At 45.7% G+C, this 21,020-nt stretch carries 12 protein-coding genes and 4 pseudogenes; 6 read left to right on the top strand and 10 right to left on the bottom strand.

Annotation, left to right across the window (positions count from 1 at the left end):
• Positions 1-201 precede the first annotated feature (201 nt).
• Both I1H34_RS00130 and I1H34_RS00135 read left to right on the top strand, forming a co-directional pair.
• Positions 202-1,593, top strand: a pseudogene (locus I1H34_RS00130) (ISKra4 family transposase).
• A 110-nt stretch (positions 1,594-1,703) separates the two neighbouring features.
• On the top strand, positions 1,704-2,906 hold the full coding sequence (locus I1H34_RS00135; RefSeq protein ID WP_212661592.1) for an MFS transporter: 1,203 nt from the start codon (positions 1,704-1,706) through the stop codon (positions 2,904-2,906).
• A 75-nt stretch (positions 2,907-2,981) separates the two neighbouring features.
• On the opposite strand, the gene I1H34_RS00140 is transcribed toward I1H34_RS00135, so the two are convergent.
• From I1H34_RS00140 to I1H34_RS00175, 8 genes are all read right to left on the bottom strand, one after another.
• Entirely contained in the window at positions 2,982-3,782 is an 801-nt protein-coding gene (locus I1H34_RS00140) for an IS6 family transposase (protein ID WP_463675100.1), read from the bottom strand.
• Positions 3,783-4,947: 1,165 nt separating this feature from the next.
• Positions 4,948-6,696 (bottom strand): serine protease, encoded by a 1,749-nt coding sequence (locus I1H34_RS00145; protein ID WP_235111549.1) that lies wholly within the window; start codon positions 6,694-6,696, stop codon positions 4,948-4,950.
• A 577-nt stretch (positions 6,697-7,273) separates the two neighbouring features.
• On the bottom strand, positions 7,274-7,483 hold the full coding sequence (locus I1H34_RS00150; RefSeq protein ID WP_212661595.1) for a hypothetical protein: 210 nt from the start codon (positions 7,481-7,483) through the stop codon (positions 7,274-7,276).
• Between the two features lie 50 nt (positions 7,484-7,533).
• Complete coding sequence (locus tag I1H34_RS00155) at positions 7,534-8,274, bottom strand: sigma-70 family RNA polymerase sigma factor (RefSeq protein ID WP_212661596.1); 741 nt, start codon at positions 8,272-8,274, stop codon at positions 7,534-7,536.
• Between the two features lie 107 nt (positions 8,275-8,381).
• Complete coding sequence (locus I1H34_RS00160; protein WP_212661597.1) at positions 8,382-8,870, bottom strand: hypothetical protein; 489 nt, start codon at positions 8,868-8,870, stop codon at positions 8,382-8,384.
• Between the two features lie 210 nt (positions 8,871-9,080).
• Positions 9,081-10,376: a flotillin family protein gene (locus tag I1H34_RS00165; RefSeq protein ID WP_212661598.1), complete on the bottom strand. Its 1,296-nt coding sequence runs from the start codon at positions 10,374-10,376 to the stop codon at positions 9,081-9,083.
• A 2-nt stretch (positions 10,377-10,378) separates the two neighbouring features.
• Positions 10,379-11,785, bottom strand: coding sequence for a flotillin family protein (locus I1H34_RS00170; RefSeq protein ID WP_212661599.1), 1,407 nt, complete (start codon positions 11,783-11,785; stop codon positions 10,379-10,381).
• Between the two features lie 55 nt (positions 11,786-11,840).
• The gene (locus tag I1H34_RS00175) at positions 11,841-12,221 is read right to left on the bottom strand and encodes a hypothetical protein (RefSeq protein ID WP_212661600.1); all 381 of its coding nucleotides are present in this window, start codon (positions 12,219-12,221) and stop codon (positions 11,841-11,843) included.
• Between the two features lie 750 nt (positions 12,222-12,971).
• On the opposite strand from I1H34_RS00175, the gene I1H34_RS00180 reads away from it, so the two are divergent.
• The 4 genes and pseudogenes from I1H34_RS00180 to I1H34_RS00200 all read left to right on the top strand — a co-directional run bounded on the left by I1H34_RS00180 (position 12,972) and on the right by I1H34_RS00200 (position 19,291).
• Entirely contained in the window at positions 12,972-15,314 is a 2,343-nt protein-coding gene (locus I1H34_RS00180) for a helix-turn-helix domain-containing protein (RefSeq protein WP_212661601.1), read from the top strand.
• A 179-nt stretch (positions 15,315-15,493) separates the two neighbouring features.
• Positions 15,494-15,892: an AbrB family transcriptional regulator gene (locus I1H34_RS00185; RefSeq protein WP_212661602.1), complete on the top strand. Its 399-nt coding sequence runs from the start codon at positions 15,494-15,496 to the stop codon at positions 15,890-15,892.
• A gap of 537 nt (positions 15,893-16,429) precedes the next feature.
• A pseudogene (locus I1H34_RS00195) lies at positions 16,430-17,821 on the top strand (ISKra4 family transposase).
• A gap of 466 nt (positions 17,822-18,287) precedes the next feature.
• Positions 18,288-19,291, top strand: a pseudogene (locus I1H34_RS00200) (ISAzo13 family transposase).
• 103 nt (positions 19,292-19,394) lie between these two features.
• On the opposite strand, the pseudogene I1H34_RS00205 reads toward I1H34_RS00200, so the two are convergent.
• Both I1H34_RS00205 and I1H34_RS00210 read right to left on the bottom strand, forming a co-directional pair.
• A pseudogene (locus I1H34_RS00205) lies at positions 19,395-19,667 on the bottom strand (transposase); the annotation flags it as partial.
• A 14-nt stretch (positions 19,668-19,681) separates the two neighbouring features.
• Complete coding sequence (locus I1H34_RS00210) at positions 19,682-20,965, bottom strand: IS256 family transposase (protein WP_212661567.1); 1,284 nt, start codon at positions 20,963-20,965, stop codon at positions 19,682-19,684.
• Positions 20,966-21,020: the final 55 nt, after the last annotated feature.

Below are 21,020 nucleotides of genomic sequence, written 5' to 3' on the forward strand. Positions count from 1 at the left end.
TTTCATTTTAAGTCTCATCTATTGCAAGTCTTTCAACTTATGAGAAGTCCGGCCTAGGAATGTATTTTCATCATCTCCAATCCTGGGTTGCCATCTTTTTAGTTGAGTTTTAGGCGGGCGTAAGCAAAGGATCGGGGATGCATGGCTCAAAGAAAAACGGGTCAAGGACAATAGATCCTGTACCCGAACCAAAAAACTATCATGACCCTACCATCGCAATTGCTAACCGTGCTAGCCCATGACGAATTTCTAGAACAAACTGAAGCACTCAAAGTATCAACCAGCCTGAGTCAGATGGTTTATATCGTTCTGCAAATGGGCTTGTTTCTAGCTCGCTGTCTTCTGGAGGATGAACTCTCAAGGCGCGCGAAAGCAGTATTTGTATGGCCTGTATGTACTACCTGCGGAACCCGCTTACATTCGAAGGGATGGGAATCTCGTCAGATGCAGACACTGGTAGGCACTATCTCTTGAAAGCGACGGGTGGGCCGTTGTCCCAAAGGATGTCCAGGCAGTCTGTTGACTCCCCTGGATCAAGCCATTGGGATTCCCCCCTATCAGCACAGCAGCGAAGAACTGGTGCGTCTGGGCTGCTTGTTGAGTCTGTTCATGCCCTATGAACTGGCCAGTTGGATGCTGGGTCAGTGGAGTGGTCTATCCGTGAGTCCATCCAGTTTGTGGAACTGGGTGCAATCCGTGGGTAACAAAGCTCAGCAGGAATTAGAAGCTCAACTCAACGCTCAATCATCAGGGACTCAGGCCCCTTGTGAAGCGATTTCAGAGATGTTATCTGCTCTACCTTTGGCCATTGCCGCCGATGGTGTGATGGTCCCCTTTCGCCCCACCCCGAACTCACCCAAGGGAAAAATCCAGTGGCGAGAAGTCAAAGTCGCCATCTTAGCTCGCCTGGGAACACGGGTTACCCGAGCTAAAAAGGAGGTCCCCCAATTACTGCGTCGAAGACTGGTGGCAGTATTGGGCGATATCGACCAGTTCATCCCTTTACTTCAACTCGAAGCTCACAAACAAGACTTTGAATCTGCTCCAAAAGTCATCTGGCTCAGTGATGGGGGACGAGGCTTCTGGCGAGTCTATCGCACCTTGTTCTCTCATTGTGCTGTGGCAGTCCTCGACTTTTTTCATTCAGCAGGCCATCTGGCACGAGCAACTAAAGCGATGTTTGGAGATGCCCGCTCTGCTCAAGCCCAAGCCTGGTTCCGGCACTGGCGACACCAATTGCGACACGGGCAACACCTACTTGTATTACGGTCCTTGACGATATTGATTCACTCACAACTGTTAACGGGAAAGTCTTTTTCAACGTTGCTCCAGGTGCAGGCTTATTTCCAACGCCATCATCACCACATCCGTTATCGGCACTTTGAACAGCAACAGATTCCTCTCGGGTCAGGAATGGTTGAAAGTGCATGCAAGTGGTTGATTCAGCAGCGCTTTAAGGGAGTTGGCATGCGCTGGAGTGAGGATGGTTTCAACCATTTACTGATCTTGAGAATTGCCTGGGTCAATGAACGGTTTGACTCCTTATTCCCAGAGGTGACCATTCCGAAAACTAAGGCATCCCCGATCCGCTAAATACGCCCGTTTTAGGCGTGATATTCATTGGGCTTTATGGCCATTCATAACGCCTAAAACTCTCTGATGACAACAGAATTATTTGCTCACTCTATTTCGCTTGTGCCCTAATGACAAAAAATTCAGATTCCTGGTCTATCAAAATCACGCTGCTCCTTACCAGCACCTTAACCATTATGGCAGGGGCCACCATTGCCCCCTCGCTCCCCGCGATGCAGGCCCATTTTGCAGAGGTCGAGAATGCCCAACTATGGGTCCGGCTATTGCTGACAACCCCAGCTCTCTTTATTGCGCTGGGTGCGCCCGTAGCAGGACAACTGGTTGATACTATCGGACGCAAATCTCTATTAATTGGCTCAGCAATGCTGTATGGTCTGGCGGGTAGTTCGGGTTTCACCCTTGATTCAATTTTTTTGATGCTTATTGGTCGGGCCCTGCTAGGGTTGGCAGTTGCCGGAGTGATGGTGAGCGCAACCACCTTGATTGCAGATTATTATCAGGGAGATCGCCGCTCTAATTTCATGGGATTACAGGCTGCATTCATGTCTCTCGGTGGGGTGATATTTTTGTCCTTGGGGGGAGCGATCTCTGATATTAATTGGCGATTTCCGTTTCTAATCTATCTGTTCTCATGGGTGCTGCTTCCCAGCATTGCTATAGCGCTATATGAGCCAGATCGCCTTCAAGCCAAAACTCCTAAAACTTTAAAAGCAGAGACTGAGCAAGTTAATACGCCCTTCAAGTTACTGGGATTAATTTATGGCTCAGCCTTTGTTACACAAGTTGTTTTTTACATGATTCCTGTCCAGCTTCCCTTTTATCTTGAGAAGCTATCAGGAGCCAGCGCATCTCAAAGTGGTATTGCCATTGCCTTCGTCACTTTATTTGCTGCCATTGCCTCCATCAACTATGGCAAGATTAAACAACACGTGAGCTATTTGAATATAGTTGCTATCGCATTTTTACTCATGGGAGTCGGTTACGTTGGCATCGGCTTAGTCGGCAACTACTACTCAGTCCTGTTGGTTTTAATCCCAACAGGCATGGGACTGGGGTTGCTGACGCCCAATTTAAACGTGTGGACCACCACCACTGTCCCGGCAGCATTGAGAGGTCGGGCATTGGGGGGACTCACCACTTGTCTCTTTTTAGGACAGTTCCTCTCTCCCATTGTGACCCAGCCCTTGAGCCAAGCTTTTGAATTAAGCGCAACCTATGGCTTAGTAGGTGTATGTCTGGTTGTGATGGGTGCCAATCTATGGATTTTCGATCGACAAATCAAAAACCTCGTGACTCGTCCACTTAGCAAATAAGGAGAATCCGTCAGAAGTGGTTAGCCAAATCCCTGAAAACAGCGATCACTACCCTCAATTTTCTTATTTTTATTGTTAAGCAGCCTGGAATATTTCTTCGAGTTCACTAATTCCTTGCATGAACTTCTTTCTTCGATCAGATAGTGACACGAATTCTGCCATTCGACTGCGAGGCCTCAAAAAGTTACTCACTTCATCCACCGCTTTGCAGAATCGGTGAGCAGCATTAAATTCACCAAATCCAAGGGTTGGGTGATACCTATGTTTGACGGGTCTGTGACTCTGTTCGACTGGATTCTCAGTGCAAGCTCTCACTTCATGTTCTACCTCCTCACCCAACTCTTCGGTGATCGCCCGAGGGTATGATGCTAAGCCATCTGTCGCGACTTTATCGGGTGGATCATCATGAAGCTCAATCGCCTGAGCAAAAAAGGCTTTGGTGCCTGCCATGTCTCGGGTTTCACTCAGGCGCACATCGACCAAATTGCCAGCATTATCAATGCCACGATAGAGGTAGCACCACTTGCCCTTGATTCGGATAAAAGTTTCATCCACAAGCCATACCTTGCCTACTTTTCCCTTCCGTTTAGTCCGAATCTGTTCCGTAAAGTGAGGCAAGAATTTCTCCTCCCAATCTCGCACGGTTTCATGGGTAAAAACAAAGCCTCGGATCATGAAGTACTCGGCCACATCTCGATAGCTAAGTTTGTAGCGTACTCGGAGTAGGAGTACCTGAAATACTATGTCTGTAGGGACCTCAATAAAGTTGAAGGGAGTGCCTGTACGTTCGTTGTAAGTCCGTCGGCATTGTTTGCAGCGGAACATGGGGTCCGACAACGATTCGTGTAAAAACTGATCATAGGGCTGAAAGGTAATAGCAGTAGATATCCTGGCCTATGCTTATACCAAACTCAGAATATTGCGAGGTCAAAATAATATAAAAATGAGGTCTGATGAGGGCAAATCTTTCATTTTTGGGTTTTTAGAAAATTTTGGCCTTATCGTCATCCCTGTTGCTTTTGTAAATGCTCAGAAAGCCCCAAATCACTAGCTGGCCTACCTTTCAGTAAATCTAATATGTGCTTTATATTGATTAGGCTTACCTTGACCTAAAGTTCCAAAATGCAAATATTAGAGCAATTATGACTTCTCATGTGTGATCCCAAGAAAATTCTCTTTACTACAACGATTGCCTAGTAAAGATTTAAGGTCTTATGACTACTTTTTACACGAATCGTTGCCATACCCCTAATAGACTTCCTGAAGTCTATTATCTAAGCACTTCTACACGAAAAAGGTGTCACATCCTCTCGTGTGCAGAACTTAAATATGTTGATGTTCTTGTACAGTGAGAAGTTTCTCAAGACAAGTCATTCCTATCCATGAGAGACAAAGCTAATAACGTAGAATAATCCTTAGAACCTTTTACCTAAAGCTTATACAGCGTCTGGCTCTTGACAGTATCACCTGCTGAGCAGATGGTGAGTAGTGTTGATACCTAGCTTTCTGGGTACTGATGAGGTAGCTTATTTGGTCGAAGAATATCTTTGCTGTCATAGCACTATAGGTCGATTCTGTACTTAAAATATGTGACCCAAGAGATTGTAAAAATATACCTTGATAATGTTGCTTACTAAGACGCTATCTATAGCGAAGAAAGTCGGAACTTCTATGAATCACCATTTGAATCCCCTACAGAGAGGTTAGCTGCATTTTAGATAAAAGATGGGAATCGTATGTCTGAAAATCAATGATTGCAAGGCTTTCAGGTATATTCAGGTTAAAAACCAAAACTTGTAAAACCTTGAAATACTTATGTGGGAACGGTTCTGGCGATTCTTGTCTTAGAAGAAACACAACTTTTAGGAGCTGTAAGCCTTGCTGTAAATGTATTTCAGCCTTAGAGTTGTTTTCTGTCCAAATAGACCCTCAACCCCGATCTCAACGCATTGAGCAGTTCCTCATCCTGAAAAATTTACAGGTGGCCCGAGGTTCATTGCCTTGGTTTAAAGGGATCAAGAAGGGGGCAGTTCATTCACATTTACGGGGAAACCGAATTTTGAGATGATGTCGCGATTAGTTTTTGAGTGTCGGCAATGAGTCGATCGCCCCATCCATTTTTACGTTGATAGTCAGCTTGAGCCAATTTAGGGTCGATGCGAAGTGCAGCTTTAGCAAGTTGAGTGGCTTGAGCTTGATTCCCCTGCTTGGCATAAGCTGTGGCTAATGCAAGCTGTGGTTCTGCCAAAGTGCTGTCGAGACTGATGGCTTGCTTCAATTGGGTGATGGCCGCCTCAATATTATTCTGTTCATAGTACAGTAGCCCCAGATTGTTGAGGACCGGTATAACCTTGGGATTAACGTTAATGACTTTTCGGTAGTCGGCGATTGCCCGGGGATATTGCTTCAACAGATGGTAAGACATCCCTCGATAGACGTAGGCTGACGTGAACTTAGAATCGATGGCAATGGCTTTGTTATAATCTGCGATCGCCGAATCATACTGCGTCAAAGAATGATTAGCGATTCCCCGATACACGTAAACTTGTGCTAAATCAGCTTCAATCCGACGGACTTTATGGAAATTCTTGAGTTCTTTGTCGAGAGCTTGTCTACCATCAGGATCATCAATATTGAGCCACTTACGTCCGGCCTCAAGGAGCAACTTAGCTGCATCCGCCGATTTTCCGGTTTGGATAGCTTCTGTAATATTAGGAGCATATTCTGCTACCCGTTCTTGACTGGCTTTAGTGCTTGCTTTCTTGACCTTGTTTCCTTCTTCAAGGGCTTTTTGGTACCGCACGATTGCCTGATCATAGTCCGCGATTGCTTGAGGAAACTGTTGTGCTGCTAGGTGTGAAGTCCCTCGACTATTGTAGGCATAGGTATAATCAGGGTTGAGTGCAATGGCTCGATCAAAATCTGAGATCGCCTGGGGATACTGCTTTAGCGCAGCGTAGGCATTCCCCCGATTAAAATAGGCTTCTGCATAATCAGGATTAAGTGCAATGGCTTGATCAAAATCCGAGATCGCAGCTTGATAATTACCTTTTTGAATTTTGTCGCCTGCTTGTAAAAACCAATCATCTGCCGTCAATGCCGTACTTGTCGGCTCCACCTTCTCCCCAGTGAACCCTAACTCAGGACTCACGGTAGCCGCCAATCCCAAGAAGGTATGAATCGGAATCCCCAAATTGAAGCCCGTCTTCACGTAGACCGTTTCAGTTTTTTGCTCCTGTTGTTGAGCATCGGCACGGCCATGGATGCCAATGAGCTTCCCCTCACTATTGAGTACTGCGCCGCCACTCATTCCTGGCAAGGTATTGTTGCTGTAGACCAACGCATAGCCATCAGCTAACGGGCGTTTTGAATTGGCCGTAATCTCACCTTTAGAAAATGTCCAGATTGATTCGGTAATTGCGGCAGTAGGCAGAGGGAAGCCAGACACATAGATCGAAGCCCCGACTTTTGCAGAGTTAGAGTCCCCTAATTTCGCGACGGGATATTTTTTTGAGCTGGTAAACTCCACGAGGGCTAAATCCACATTCGGCAATTTCTTCACATCGCTGTAGTTCAATGGATGCTGCTGCTGGTCAGCGGTGATGATGCCATATTCATCTGGAGTTGCCACCACATGAGCCGCAGTCAACACAGTGTAAATGTTCCCTCGCTGCTTGATAATCACCCCAGACCCTGAATTTTGGCCCTCGATCTGAACAGTGACGGCTTCCGCGATCTCGCTCACTTCAGTAGAGTTCAAAGCTTGAGCTGTTTGAAATGGTGCTGCCACAATTGCGGCTACACCTAATGGAAGCAAATACGAGGGAGTTATCATGAGCGTTTATACCTATATTAATTATTAATTGTGATTTAGAGCAAAGAGATAGATCTATTGCAGTAGGGGTTGAGCCGAGGTACGAGTAAAAAGATGCAATATGCTTCCAGAACCTAGATATAGCAGTACTTTCAGCTATTCTCAACAACAGTAGAATAGTGGATACTTATCTACATAGATAGCGCTTGGATTCTATGTGTAACATGGCTTTCATCAACTTTTTTAATGAACTGTACTCGTTGTTGATGCGATCCCAAGATAGCTTTTGATTGCCTCTATTATCGTTAACGTGCTCAGATTGAATCTTATAAGTGGTAGGATGTCACCTACATCAAAATCGCTGAAGTTCCCTCAAAGTAAATCTTTCACTAATTCCAGTAGTGATCAGGGTGTACGAGTTTTGATGATTTACCTACACGAAATGCTGTATATCTATTTCGTCTGAAAACCCTGTAACTACGTTGCGATTGTCCTGGTTGAGAATAGATGAACATATTTGAATATATAGGTTCTGGAACCATTTTTCATCTTTTTACTCGTACCTCGGCTCAACCCCTTCAGGGTTAATTTGAAAAGCCATACATTGTAGATAAAAATCTACGGCATAGAGGGCTAATTTTTTCCGAAATTCTTGCTGAGTATGTTCTGTATCCAATTGCGGATGGATATGTTTTTGAACGCTTACCCAAGTTTTAGAGGTCAAGGGCACTGGGAAACTAAAGGTGGGAATTGTAGATTTCATAGGATACAGAGGGAATAAATTACAAGTAGGTTGAGAGAAGATGAGTGACTCTAAAGATATCGTCTGAAATAGGGTAATAATTTTCTTAATTTCAGTTGAAAGAAACAGGAAAGATTTCGAATTGTGATCCCTGTTTGAGTTGATAATTCTGTCCAAGTTTTACCCTGAATATGGTGAGCAATCGCTAGGTATTGAAAGGTGATTTCGGGGTAGTTATTTATAGAATAGGTAGAGAGTAATTGCTCAGGGTCGTTCTCTAGAAACAACCGCAGATTTTCATAATCTTCAGTCTGTGAAGTTTCAATACCTATATTAGGAGCTATATATTCTAAAACTTGTGGGTCATAGTAGAGTGTGAGCTGCAAATTTTGCTCATTGATCACTTCTAGAAATTTAAAGCGAAGTATAGAATTTGCCCAAGCCATCACTGTTCTATTAGGTCGATACAATTCAAGCTTTTTACAGATATAAATCCAGGTTTTCTGTTTGACTTCGTTGTATAAGTCTTCAAACATAGGAGGTGAATAGTAGTGAGCATATCTCCTCAAGCGAGAAAATCGCTCTGATTGCTCGATTAGCATGATTAACCGAGTCAGTCTCTCCTGTTTAGCTACTGATTTTGAAGGATGTGTACGAGCCTTCAAGACTAGTTCTAGTAACTGCCGTTCTAGGACATCTTCATGACTTCGCCCTGTTAATTGTAAAAGTTGGGCGAAGGCTTGCTGTTGAGGTATCGATCCTTGCAAATGGCTGTGAGCTTGCAACAGTAATTCCAGCAGTGCTTGATCCATTGGGATAGTGGTTTTCAGATTTTAATTAGAGGCTTGAGCACGATACTTATGCAATGGGGCTGAGCTAGATTTCATCTGCATATAGATTCTGTCCAAATGCTGTTCACTTAGGCTGCAACAATTGGTATTAAAGGGATTAGAGGCATCACCTTCTTTCTTGATTTCTGTCTAGGTTTCATCTTTTTAGAGGGGTACTTTGAACGCTGTTTCTTCACAACTCGTGGATAATATCGGTTGGCTCTTTCCGGTAACTCTTCATCAAGTAGTTCACTCATCAGCCATGCAACTTCATGTTCAAACTGCTCATTCAACAGTCCCTGAAACTTGCGGACAGCTCTACAAATCACTTTGACACTGGCTGTGAATCCTATCTTCAAAGGTGAAATTTCAGCTTCAGCTGCTGCCTGTGACATTAATTGACGCACAACCCAATGCCCGATCAGTAAACCGTAGACTTCCTGGATCACATCTCGGGGATTTTCAGAACGCACTTCGACTTTTCGTTCTACCAGATGAGTTTTGAATTCATCGATGTTCACCTCTTCTTCCCAACGCTGATGAACATCCCTAGCTAACAAGGTTGCAGGAAATGACACATCATCAAATAGGTCAGTGATCAGCCGATAATTTTTGGGCTTCTTCGTCGAAAATGTCAGTACTGAGTATCCAAGATGTTAATTGAGAATTTTAGGAAAATTAAGTTCTTGAAATAGTCAATTTCTCAGAAAAATCTTATTCAATAGTCAATAATACTAAGAATATCGATCTTAGATACTCAGTCCTGACACGTTTCATCATCTAATTGATCATGAGATGCCCCCTTGAGGATATGACTCTGATTCAATTTCAGACAACAGAGATTCAGAGGGAGATTCGAGGGAAGTCATTGTTGCCAGCATCTGTTGTATGTCCATGCCAGTAGATTGCTGAAATTGTTCTAGAAAAGCGGCCAGTTTAGTAGCAGTGGCACCTCTCTGGGCATCAATCACAGTAATATTCTGGACATTAACCTCTGGCACACTCTCCGCCATCAGCTTAGTCAAAATATGGAGCTGCTGAAACATGAAAATGTCTTGTGCCGCCGCTCCTGCTGCTTGCCAAGATTGCCCTAATTGGCGAGTGCCAATCGCTTGGGCTTTGCCTTCTTCAATAATCTGAGCTGCTTTACCTTTAGCAGTTGCGATCGCAACCTCACAATCCGCCTCTGCTGGCGCAATTACATCGGCCTGGAGCTGCTGTTTTACTTGGTGAATTCGCTCCGTTTCTACCGCTGCCTCTGCTTCGACGCGGGCCACCTGGATGCCTACCACAGACTCAACCTCCTCAATCGCTGCCACCCGCTTGCTTAAAGCATCACGCACTCGCTTTTGGGCATCAGCTTTAGCAATTTCTTCATCTCGTTGCAGCTGCCGTAAGGCAGTACGGCGCAGATTTGCAGAATCAAGAACTTGAGACTCTGCCGTGGCCTTTGCTTCGGCAATCCGCGCATCTCGAATCAGTTCTGCCTGTTGCTGGCGGCCTAAAGAATCTAGATAGCTGACCTCATCGGCAATGGTTTGGATCTGTAAACTATCGAGTAATAATCCCAACTTTTCTAGATCCGCTTCAGCTTCTTCTAATAGGCTCTTTGCAAAGGCAATCTGGTCAGAGTTTGCCTGCTCAGGGGTTAGGCTCGCTACGACTCCACGTAAATTCCCTTCCAGGGTTTCTTTGGCAAGCTGCTCAATCTCTTGGCGTTTTTTGCCCAAAAGGCGCTCAATAGCGTTATGAATGGTGGGTTCTGTTCCAGCAATTTTAATATTGGCGACTCCAGTCACAGTCAATGGAATGCCGCCCTTAGAATAAGCCCCGGTCACCTGGAGGTCGATGATCATATTAGTTAGGTCCATGCGGAAACTCTGCTCTAACAGAGGCATCTGCAAACTGCTGCCCCCTTTCACTAAGCGATAGCCCTTTCTTTGACCATTGGCGAGCTGAGTATGAGGCCCCGCAAAGATTAACACTTCGCTGGGTTGACAAATGCAGTAGAAATTCTTGGTGACACTCCAGCCTGCAGCCAAGCTAAGGCTGCTCAGACCAAGCAAGAAGGTGATCAGTTCCATAATTATGCTCCTTGTTGAGGCAAAGGGTGGGTAAGAGACTGCGGCCCATGGGTCTGGGTCAAGGTACCTACGATGTCAATGCCCAAAGTCTGGTGTAGGCTATCAAGAAATTGGTGGACCACTTGGGGGTAAACCCTCAGCAAGCTAGCCACGGCCTCACCATCGCCGTTATCCACCACCTTGACCTGGTGCAGATGAAGTCGTTCAGGAATTTGGACTGCTTCCCGCAACACAGTTTCAATTTGCTGGATCAAAAACACTTGAGAGGCATCGGTACCAATGTCTTGCCACACTTCAGCAAGCATGTCATTGACCCGGGCTGCCGCTCGGGCATTTTCTGCCAAAATCGCTGCATCACCTTGTTCCCGTAGTTCGGCTGCTTGCTGCTGGGCTTGAGCCGGTAGGACTTGGTCAGCCTGCAACCGCAGCCGCTCTACGTCAGCCCGCAGTTTCTGCAAAATTTGCTCTACTTTAGCCCGCCGCTCATTGGTTGCGGCCACAGTAATTTCTTCTTCAGATCGGGCCTGGCGCTCCAATTTAGCTTTAATTTTGCGGAGTTGATTTTCTTGCTCTAAAACTACGGTTCGATCTTGGGTTTGGGCAACTGCCGCCTGTTCTTGGCATTCCGCCTCTATCTGTTCTGCGGTCGTGAGTGCATCGGATTCTGCCACCTCAGCATCCCGCAAGATCATGGCAATCCGCTGTCGCCCCAGCGAACTGAGATAGTCCACATCATCGGCCACGCTTTGAATTTTGAGAATATCGAGATGTAGACCCAACGTTCTCAGTTCTCGACTGACATCCGAGGCGATGCGTTCAGCAAACTGGAGGCGATCCTCATTCACCTGTTCAGGGGTCAAGGTTGCCACCACGCCCCGCAGATATCCGGCTAGGGTTTCCTGAGCCACCCTAATAATTTCAGTGCGTTTGTGACCTAGAAAGCGTTCAATGGCGTTGCCAACCACCCGCGAATCGCTCGAAATTTTGATATTGGCGATCGCTTGAATATGCAGGGGAATACCGCCCTTAGAATAGGCGTTATGGACTTCCACCGGTACTGCCATCGTCGTTACATCCATCCGCTTAACAGTTTCTACAATCGGAATTCGAATGGCTCGGCCCCCTGTCAATACCCGATACCCTAGCTTTTGACCATTGGGGGTCTTCCACTTGCGTCCTGAGAGAATAACCACTTCATTCGGTTTGCAAATGACCAAAAAAGCTTTTAAGAACCAGATGCCGACCAAGCTGCCTAAGACAGTTACGGTCAGGGGCAAGCCAACACTCCATAGGTTAGGAGACGAAGGTCCTTTAACAGAGGACTCAATCTCTTGGGAGGAAGTCGTCTTTTCTGTTGACTGGGCCAAGATGGCATCCAATCTTTGGGACAAGATGAGTTGCTGATTCATCGCAAAATACCTCTATCGAAAATGCTGATTGCTGTAGAAATGAGTGGGGAGCGTACTATATGTAATCTCTTAGAAGCGGGTCAATACCAAGACCCATACATTCTTGTTGGGCCAAGATATACAAACTATCCTCAGAGATGACCAGGACATAATTGTCTTCAACAGCTACAACGAGAACCGAATTGCCCCGTTCAAAATCCTCCGAATCGTAGGCAAAGGCCCGCAGATTGAGGACAGAATCACCGATATTGATTCGTACCTTTCCTGGGTGGCCATGTCCAAACGGAATGTTAACCACTCCGTACAAGCCGATTAGCTGCTCCGATGGCATGAAACTGTCAACAGCTTGATTGCCTCGATGACACCAAATCAAGCCGATAATCCCTCCCCCGCAACTAATACCAATCGCAATCGCAAGACAGATCATTACAAACATGCGCATTTACCTTGAATTCTAGGAAAGAAGGGTATTCAAAAATATCCATGGGATAGTTGATTTTGCCCAGGTCGAGCTAAATCCTCTAGATGTTCAGGACCTCCTCCGCTACGAGACCTTTGAGGTTCTACCTTTAATCGTTTAGATTCAGATTGATAGGCATCAACTGTGTTGACTTGAGGCTGGCCTTTAAGTGGTGAAAAGAGTGCAATGCAACTCATACCAAGAAGTAACAAGCATGGGAAATATAGATGCCTCACAGTTAAACCTCAGGTCATTTTCTATAAACTTGCCAGAGCATTCAGAAAGCTGTGATTTCAATTGATCTCTGCTGGTAGTATCACAGGTGAAGAAGTAAGCCATCTGGATTAATTTGAAACAAAAAGGTATCGGGTAGATAGCTAGGATGCTTGATAATTTTGGGATGTGTTTCATGAGCTACCTCCTAAAATTTTTCCTGTTTTGAAAGCAGCGACACATGTTTCAGGGTCAGTTGCCTTGCTATGAGAGCAAATTAAGACCATCACTCTCAGAAGTAGTAGATTGAGTAGATCACTTCTGCGATGAACGTCAGGGCAAACACCGAAATCGCCTGTGGTTCAGTAAGATAGAAGTCAGCCTACAGATGTCATCAATAAATCGACATAATACGATTCATAATGCTTATTATTTGTATTCTTGATGATATTATTTGCGTAACTTCTTCATAAAATCATCATAATATCCACAAGTCAAGCCTAAAATATCATCATGGCATCATCCAATCGAGGCAAACCCGCTCTGCAAGCATCTGCAAAAGGAGTAGAGCAAGCCCAGCAAATCTTCAAACGGAAGGGCTTGACCCGACAGGGTATGGCCCAAACCTTGGGAATTGATCGCTCTGTGGTCGGCAAATTTTTGAGGGGGGAAAAGATCTGGTCCCAGAAGTTTGAAGAGATCTGTGATTTTTTAGAGATTCCTTGGCAAGATATTGCTGAGGGTATGGCTCCTACACCTCAGTTTTCTCAGGGGTCACCGGAAGTACGAAAAGCCCGCCAACAACTACGAGATTATATTGAGCAACGCTGTGGTGCTATACGCATTCTCGGCATGGATAAGGCTCAGCCTGTAGAAGCAATCTATACCCAATTGCGGGTTTTACAGGGAGATAGTATCTATCCCTCGGCGGGGAATGATACCCAAACCATCACAAAGTTGACAGAAAGTCTTAATGGCAAAGAGGCCATTGAAAAATACTCCCATCTTCATATTTTAGGACTGCCTGGATCGGGTAAAACTACATTTCTGAAATACCTGGCTCTGCAATGCGTTCAGGGAAAACTGATGCCAGAAGTAGTGCCTATTTTTGTGGCTTTGCGAGACATTGCCCAACCCTTGAAACAGCAGGATCTTTTGACTTGTATCAGTGAGGTTTATGGGAAAACTTGTGGCCTAGATCCGGCTCTGCTCCGGCAGCTTTTTGATCAGGGGGCCGTTTTATTGTTACTGGATGGCGAAGACGAAATTCCTGTGGCTCAGGCTCAGACCCTGGCTTTAACCGAGTTTGACCTGTTTTACAAAAATCGAGTTGTGATTACCTGTCGAACAGCAGCTAGTCGTCAGGTTTATGAACAATTTACCCAAGCCACGATTCAGCAATTTACGGACAACCAGATTGAAGAATTTGCCCAGCATTGGTTTCGGGCTACTCCTGATCAGGCGACCTCTTTCATGGCTTGGCTAAACACAAACAAGGCTGACTTCAGAGATAGCTTCGATTTAGCCAGTACCCCCTTGTTATTGACCCTTCTATGTATTGCTTTTGAATCCGCTCGCGAAAAACCGCAAAAGCGGCATCAAATTTACGAGATGGCGTTTGAACATATTCTTGGAGATTTGAACTATGGCCATATGCTGCCTGCAGCCACGGTCATCCCTGCCCAGACCTATCAAGAGAAAATGACGTTATTGAAGACTATAGCTAGAGCAGCCTTTGACTATGATGACAAAGTTTTTCCGGCTTCGCGAGCATTTCTAAGCCATGCGAGTATCGATCTTGAGATACAGGGCGGTTTATCACCCACTGAGTTTTTGCGGGAGTTGGAGGCGAGCTACGGCATCATCACTCAGGATTCATGGAATCACTATCGATTTTCGCATCTGTCGTTTCATGAATATTTTGTGGCTTTAGCCCTCCTTGATGAAATCAACACAGATACCGAGGCTGCATTCTCAGTCCTTTTCAATGAAACCCATCTGTTTAATTCTGCTTGGTATGAAGTGTTTTGGTTTATTGCTCAAATGCTTCCCCTTCAAAAAGCAGAAGGTTTTTTGGAGACGTTCAAAACTAGACTTAGCGACTATTTACAGGGTCAGGATCCACAAGCCTTGGAGCAGGTTCAGGAGGGAGGTGAGATCGCAACCCGTATCATCCATCTTTTCAAAACTCACAGGTCCAGCCCAACCTCAGCCCGCCAAAGTTTAGATACCCATCCTATTCAATCTGCCATCACCATCCGTGCCTTTTGCTCAGACTATTATTATCGATTTGACCCGGCACGTCGGATCAGTCGAGTCTTTGATGTGGGCTATCAATTCAGCCATGACTTAGTGTTAGCTCACTGCTTCAAGTGCAATCTTGGGCCAGTGCCAAAACGCAGTCTCAAGGCTGGCAAAAATTTTGATTTTGCCGATGCTCTAGTACATGTCTGGCATCAACAAGAACTGCAACAACAAAATCAGACGCTTGAGACCATCGATGAGGTCCGAGCCTTATTCTTTGACTATGTGCTCCAACATCCAGACCAATTTTCTCCAGTCTGTAGGCAGTACTTTTCAGGGGAGGTCCGTCGACTTGAAGAGCTGGCAAAACTCTCTAAGCGCCAAGAAATTATTGAAAAAAGCAAATTAGTGGCTGATATTTCTAACCCGGATCAAGAAGAACATCCCTTTCTCGGATCTAAAAAATTTCGGTTTCCTACCCTCGCCTACGATCATCCTGAAGCCGTCATCACCCTGAGTAACTATTACTACGGTTGTACCTTATTGTGTGATTGTTTTTCTGCTGAGCAAGCCTTGCCTCTTCAGCAGAAAATCTTACAAGGGTTGTTCTGATGGTGATGTTTCGTAGTCACCATACGTTGTAAGACATAGACTAGAGAAGATCCAAAGATGCGCACAGGAAGCGTAATATATTTACAATAAATCTCACAAAACACTAATGGTTTCTAGAATCAGTGATTTTAAAGGCTAAATCGTTCGCAATTTAGTTCAGTCAAGGACATACAGCATTAATGGCTAAAAAAACAGCAGCCGCAAAGAAAAAGACAGCCGCAAAGAAACAAGATATTCAACCCTTGGTCGGGAAAGAACTACTCAGTAAGCTCAAGGACTTATCTCACCTATCAAAGCGGGAAAAAGCGAAAGAGTGTGGCTATGTAGTCGGCAAGCAAGTTAACCTGAGTGGTTTTATGAATGCCATTTTGGAAGCCAAGGGCATTTCACTAGATGGTGATGCCAATAGCGACGGTAGAGGTCGAGAGGCAACCTATCGGATCAAAGTTCATCAGAATGGGCAGATGGTTATCGGGTCTACCTACACCGAAAGGATGGGTTTACAGACTGGCGATGAGTTTGAAATCAAGCTCGGTTATAAGCACATTCATTTAACTCAATTAACGGATGATGAGTAGAACAGTATTGCTAAAAACCGTGACTCAATTTCACTATAGGCACTAATTTTTCATATTAAGATTTGGATGTTTCAGAACAGTGGAACGAATTAGCTACGTGTAGATAAGGACCATTGACGTACCCTTAAATCACTCTTGCCTCATTCTCAATAAGCCCGATCTCCATGCCCCCTCCACCCAAATTCCACGAGTTTCCAGTACTTTCACCCCTTTAAGGGGTTAAGCCGACATACGCCTAATTTTTCTCACAGGATCGCCGAAAGCCAATATTGAAGAGAGTTTTAAGACTTCAAGCTATCAAGTATTTACACTCTTCAAACTAGGGTAACACTTTTGCTGAAAAGAAAAAGATTAGAAGTACTACTATGCAAGGGGCTTATGGATTTTTGAATTATACAAGAGCGTTATCCTGGCATACTAGAACTTGAACCATACCCACTCTAATTACATCGGGCGTAAGCAAAGGATCGGGGATGCATGGCTCAAAGAAAAACGGGTCAAGGACAATAGATCCTGTACCCGAACCAAAAAACTATCATGCCCCTACCATCGCAATTGCTAACCGTGCTAGCCCATGACGAATTTCTAGAACAAACTGAAGCACTCAAAGTATCAACCAGCCTGAGTCAGATGGTTTATATCGTTCTGCAAATGGGCTTGTTTCTAGCTCGCTGTCTTCTGGAGGATGAACTCTCAAGGCGCGCGAAAGCAGTATTTGTATGGCCTGTATGTACTACCTGCGGAACCCGCTTACATTCGAAGGGATGGGAATCTCGTCAGATGCAGACACTGGTAGGCACTATCTCTTGAAAGCGACGGGTGGGCCGTTGTCCCAAAGGATGTCCAGGCAGTCTGTTGACTCCCCTGGATCAAGCCATTGGGATTCCCCCCTATCAGCACAGCAGCGAAGAACTGGTGCGTCTGGGCTGCTTGTTGAGTCTGTTCATGCCCTATGAACTGGCCAGTTGGATGCTGGGTCAGTGGAGTGGTCTATCCGTGAGTCCATCCAGTTTGTGGAACTGGGTGCAATCCGTGGGTAACAAAGCTCAGCAGGAATTAGAAGCTCAACTCAACGCTCAATCATCAGGGACTCAGGCCCCTTGTGAAGCGATTTCAGAGATGTTATCTGCTCTACCTTTGGCCATTGCCGCCGATGGTGTGATGGTCCCCTTTCGCCCCACCCCGAACTCACCCAAGGGAAAAATCCAGTGGCGAGAAGTCAAAGTCGCCATCTTAGCTCGCCTGGGAACACGGGTTACCCGAGCTAAAAAGGAGGTCCCCCAATTACTGCGTCGAAGACTGGTGGCAGTATTGGGCGATATCGACCAGTTCATCCCTTTACTTCAACTCGAAGCTCACAAACAAGACTTTGAATCTGCTCCAAAAGTCATCTGGCTCAGTGATGGGGGACGAGGCTTCTGGCGAGTCTATCGCACCTTGTTCTCTCATTGTGCTGTGGCAGTCCTCGACTTTTTTCATTCAGCAGGCCATCTGGCACGAGCAACTAAAGCGATGTTTGGAGATGCCCGCTCTGCTCAAGCCCAAGCCTGGTTCCGGCACTGGCGACACCAATTGCGACACGGGCAACACCTACTTGTATTACGGTCCTTGACGATATTGATTCACTCACAACTGTTAACGGGAAAGTCTTTTTCAACGTTGCTCCAGGTGCAGGCTTATTTCCAACGCCATCATCACCACATCCGTTATCGGCACTTTGAACAGCAACAGATTCCTCTCGGGTCAGGAATGGTTGAAAGTGCATGCAAGTGGTTGATTCAGCAGCGCTTTAAGGGAGTTGGCATGCGCTGGAGTGAGGATGGTTTCAACCATTTACTGATCTTGAGAATTGCCTGGGTCAATGAACGGTTTGACTCCTTATTCCCAGAGGTGACCATTCCGAAAACTAAGGCATCCCCGATCCGCTAAATACGCCCAATTACATCCTTTCTCTTTTGAGTGTTGTGTGAATTGTGTTGGGTTATAAACAGCATGGATATTGCAAAATGCATCTCAGCTTTTATTCTTCTATGGGTATTTGTTCTACTATGCAAAAACTTAAAAAAGTTTGTTGAAGGATATGATTTGGGCGAATCTGCATTGCAGGATAGCTTTCTGACCTTAGGCGATTTCTGGGAAAGAACTCACGGGATTTTCGGTCACTTGATGCGATAGTAATGCATTGAATCTAACTCTGAGTATGCGTGAACAATTAACGTGGAATCAAATTAAAGATCTGAAATTTGCCTCTTCAAAAATGACAGGAATCCGCCGTCGTGCTTTCCAGGCAGACATCGCCCTCAAATACTGTAACGGGAACCCCAATCTCACAGAACTGATATTTGGTTGGGGTCGCAATACGGTGGCAACAGGTTTAGGCGAGAAGCGAACAGGGATGATTTGTGCGGGTGCTCAGTCCGGTTTCTGTGGTAAGAAACGTTGGGAAGACCTTCACCCAGAGGTCGCAACAGCCTTACGGGAACTCGCAGAAGCCCATAGCCAACAAGACCCTACCTTTTCCAGCTCCACTGCCTATACTCGCTTAACAGCAGCTGCCGCTATCGAACACCTGAGTGGACAAGGGTTTCCTCCCAAGTCTATCCCTGCAAAGAGTACGATGGCCGTCGTCTTGAATCGGTTAGGCTATCGACTCCGCCCCGTCCTCAAAGCTAAACCCCAAAAAAACTGCCGGAAACTGATGCCATCTTTGACAACCTCAAACACAAAGACCAATACGACTCTGACAGCACGGTCAAACGGTTGAGTATTGATTGCAAAGCCACCGTTGAACTGGGGGAGTCTTCGCGTCGGGGCAAGACTCGAACCCAAACGCAAGCTTGTGACCACGATATGGGGAGTGGGCCAAAATATATTCCCTGCGGCATCCTAGATGAGGACACCAATACGTTACACATCACCTTTGGTAATTCCCACAAAACGAGCGATTTTATGGTCGATAATCTCCAGGATTGGTGGAACACCCTTGCCCTCAACGAACAGCAAACCCTTCAGCTCATCCAGATCAAGTTGGATAACGGTCCTGAGAATAGTGGGGTACGCACTCAGTTCCTCAATCGACTTGTGACCTTTAGCGATCACATCGGCACCGCTATTCACTTGCTGTACTATCCGCCCTATCACAGCAAGTACAACCCCATTGAACGATGTTGGGGGATTTTGGAGCAACACTGGAACGGAACTTTGTTAACCGATGTTGATACCCTGTTGGGATGGGCTAGAACCATGACTTGGAAGGGTAAGCATCCCGTTATAACTTTGACACAGAAGATTTATGAAACAGGGATTTCGTTGACTAAAAAAGCAATGAAAGGGATTGAGAAACGATTGGAAAGAAATCCTCAATTACCCAAGTGGGACATCCTCATTAAGCCAATTTAGTCCGTGAGTTCTTTCCCAGAAATCGCCTTAGTACAAATATTATTTGTTGTAAGCCTAAGTCAGGCTCTCTGGGAATTAGCGTGATAGCCGCTAGATATAGTGTTTAGGTCAAGGCAAAAGTCTGATACCCATTGAGGTCAAGCGAAATCCTTTGGAAGAGCCTTTCAATATCGAAAATACCGTAGCATCGTCTTTTTAGGACCTTAACTCGGTTGTTAAATCCTTCGACAAAGCCACTGGTCCATCCCTCCAGAAAATAGTTGGTCATCTCATCCATCCAATTGTTGACAGTGGTCAGGAAACTCTCAAAATCCTTGATGTCACTTTTGAGGACTCGTTTACACCAAGCCCGGATGGCACATTTAGCTCCGTTTTTGTTAGTGTCCCTATTTATTCGCCACGGTTTTTGAGGCGATCATGCTTGGCATGATCCCTACGAGAGACGAGAAAGAAAATCGCTAAACAGCTCTCCTCATTTGGGAAAGCACCAATTTCGTCAGCCTTGGTTCGGAATTTCCGGAACAGCCTTTCTAGCGCATTGGAAGTACGAATCAGCGAATGAAGGGATTCATCAAAATCATAGAAACTCAAGGTCAGGGCAAAATCTTTGATGAAGGTTCTAACAGCATCGGGTTCAAGGTCTGTCCATTTCTGTGCAAACACGAGCAACGTCACAATCGCTTCTTCCCAGTCTGGCGCTTTATAGATAGCATAGGCATCGTGTTTAATTTGTGAATATCGCAGCTTCTTTGCTTCAGAGTGGGAGAGTTCTTGTCCTTGAGCATCCAGGTGTGGCAATTGCTCATAGCCCAAATGCCGGAGCATCGCTCGAACCTTGTGGGTAATGCATCGTTGATGTTGTGCGAGGGGAAACAGAGCGCGAATTACCTTAGGTAGTCCAGTGGTGCCATCACTGACAATCAGCTTCACCAAATGGGTTTGCAATCCTCGGTGCCGCAGGTGCTCAAAGAACAGTAGCCAGGCTGCCTCAGATTCTTGGACAGCCATTTCGTAATGAAGAACGGTTTGTGTCCCATCTGGCCATATCGCCATGGCCACTAAGATGACTCGGTCTTCCGCACGACGTAGCTTCCGGATATGTCCAGCTTGGTCTTCCCAAAAGTCTTCGGAGGCGCATTGAACACTCGCCCACACTCCATCAACAATCAGAATAAAAGGGGTTTTCTCAAGACGAGTTTGACGACTTTGGAGCATTTGCTTCTGAGCTTTGAGAGTAATCCGGTTAATGGCATTCACGGATAAAACTGCTCCCAGGATCTCATAGAGAGCTTCTTGCAAGTCTCGAAGCGATAAACCCATGACATACAAGCCCAGGCAAAACTCTAGAAGGCTACCGAGGGCTCGTTGGTAACGCTCTAGAATCTTCCACTCTCGGTCTGCATTCCCTTTCCGTAGTTTCGGGACAGATAGTTGAGCAATCCTGCCGTACTGGGTATCAAGAACCCGCTGATAATAGCCTGAACGTCGAGGGCGAGTCCCTTGAAGCTCTGATAGATAAGCTTGGACTTCTTCGTCTAGTGCTGACTCTACTGCTATCTGGGTAACTCGGTTAGCCTCAAGGCGCAGGGTTGCTTCTAAAGCTTTGTTAATAGAGGCATATGAACTTTGAGACTGGATACGGATAATCTGCTGCTCACGTTGGGAAATGTTCATCAAGGAGTGCTCCGAATTCTCTATTATCAGAGCATTTCAGCTATTCCAGCTCATG

Source organism: Acaryochloris marina S15, from assembly GCF_018336915.1.
In the GTDB taxonomy this organism is placed as follows: domain Bacteria; phylum Cyanobacteriota; class Cyanobacteriia; order Thermosynechococcales; family Thermosynechococcaceae; genus Acaryochloris; species Acaryochloris marina_A.

What these genes read in the sequence shown, in the direction of transcription:
- I1H34_RS00135 (WP_212661592.1), top strand. Translation starts at nt 1,704, where the DNA reads ATGACAAAAAATTCAGATTCCTGGTCTATCAAAATCACGCTGCTCCTT.
- I1H34_RS00150 (WP_212661595.1), bottom strand. Translation starts at nt 7,483, where the DNA reads ATGAAATCTACAATTCCCACCTTTAGTTTCCCAGTGCCCTTGACCTCT.
- I1H34_RS00155 (WP_212661596.1), bottom strand. Translation starts at nt 8,274, where the DNA reads ATGGATCAAGCACTGCTGGAATTACTGTTGCAAGCTCACAGCCATTTG.
- I1H34_RS00165 (WP_212661598.1), bottom strand. Translation starts at nt 10,376, where the DNA reads ATGGAACTGATCACCTTCTTGCTTGGTCTGAGCAGCCTTAGCTTGGCT.
- I1H34_RS00170 (WP_212661599.1), bottom strand. Translation starts at nt 11,785, where the DNA reads ATGAATCAGCAACTCATCTTGTCCCAAAGATTGGATGCCATCTTGGCC.
- I1H34_RS00175 (WP_212661600.1), bottom strand. Translation starts at nt 12,221, where the DNA reads ATGTTTGTAATGATCTGTCTTGCGATTGCGATTGGTATTAGTTGCGGG.
- I1H34_RS00180 (WP_212661601.1), top strand. Translation starts at nt 12,972, where the DNA reads ATGGCATCATCCAATCGAGGCAAACCCGCTCTGCAAGCATCTGCAAAA.
- I1H34_RS00185 (WP_212661602.1), top strand. Translation starts at nt 15,494, where the DNA reads ATGGCTAAAAAAACAGCAGCCGCAAAGAAAAAGACAGCCGCAAAGAAA.
- I1H34_RS00210 (WP_212661567.1), bottom strand. Translation starts at nt 20,965, where the DNA reads ATGAACATTTCCCAACGTGAGCAGCAGATTATCCGTATCCAGTCTCAA.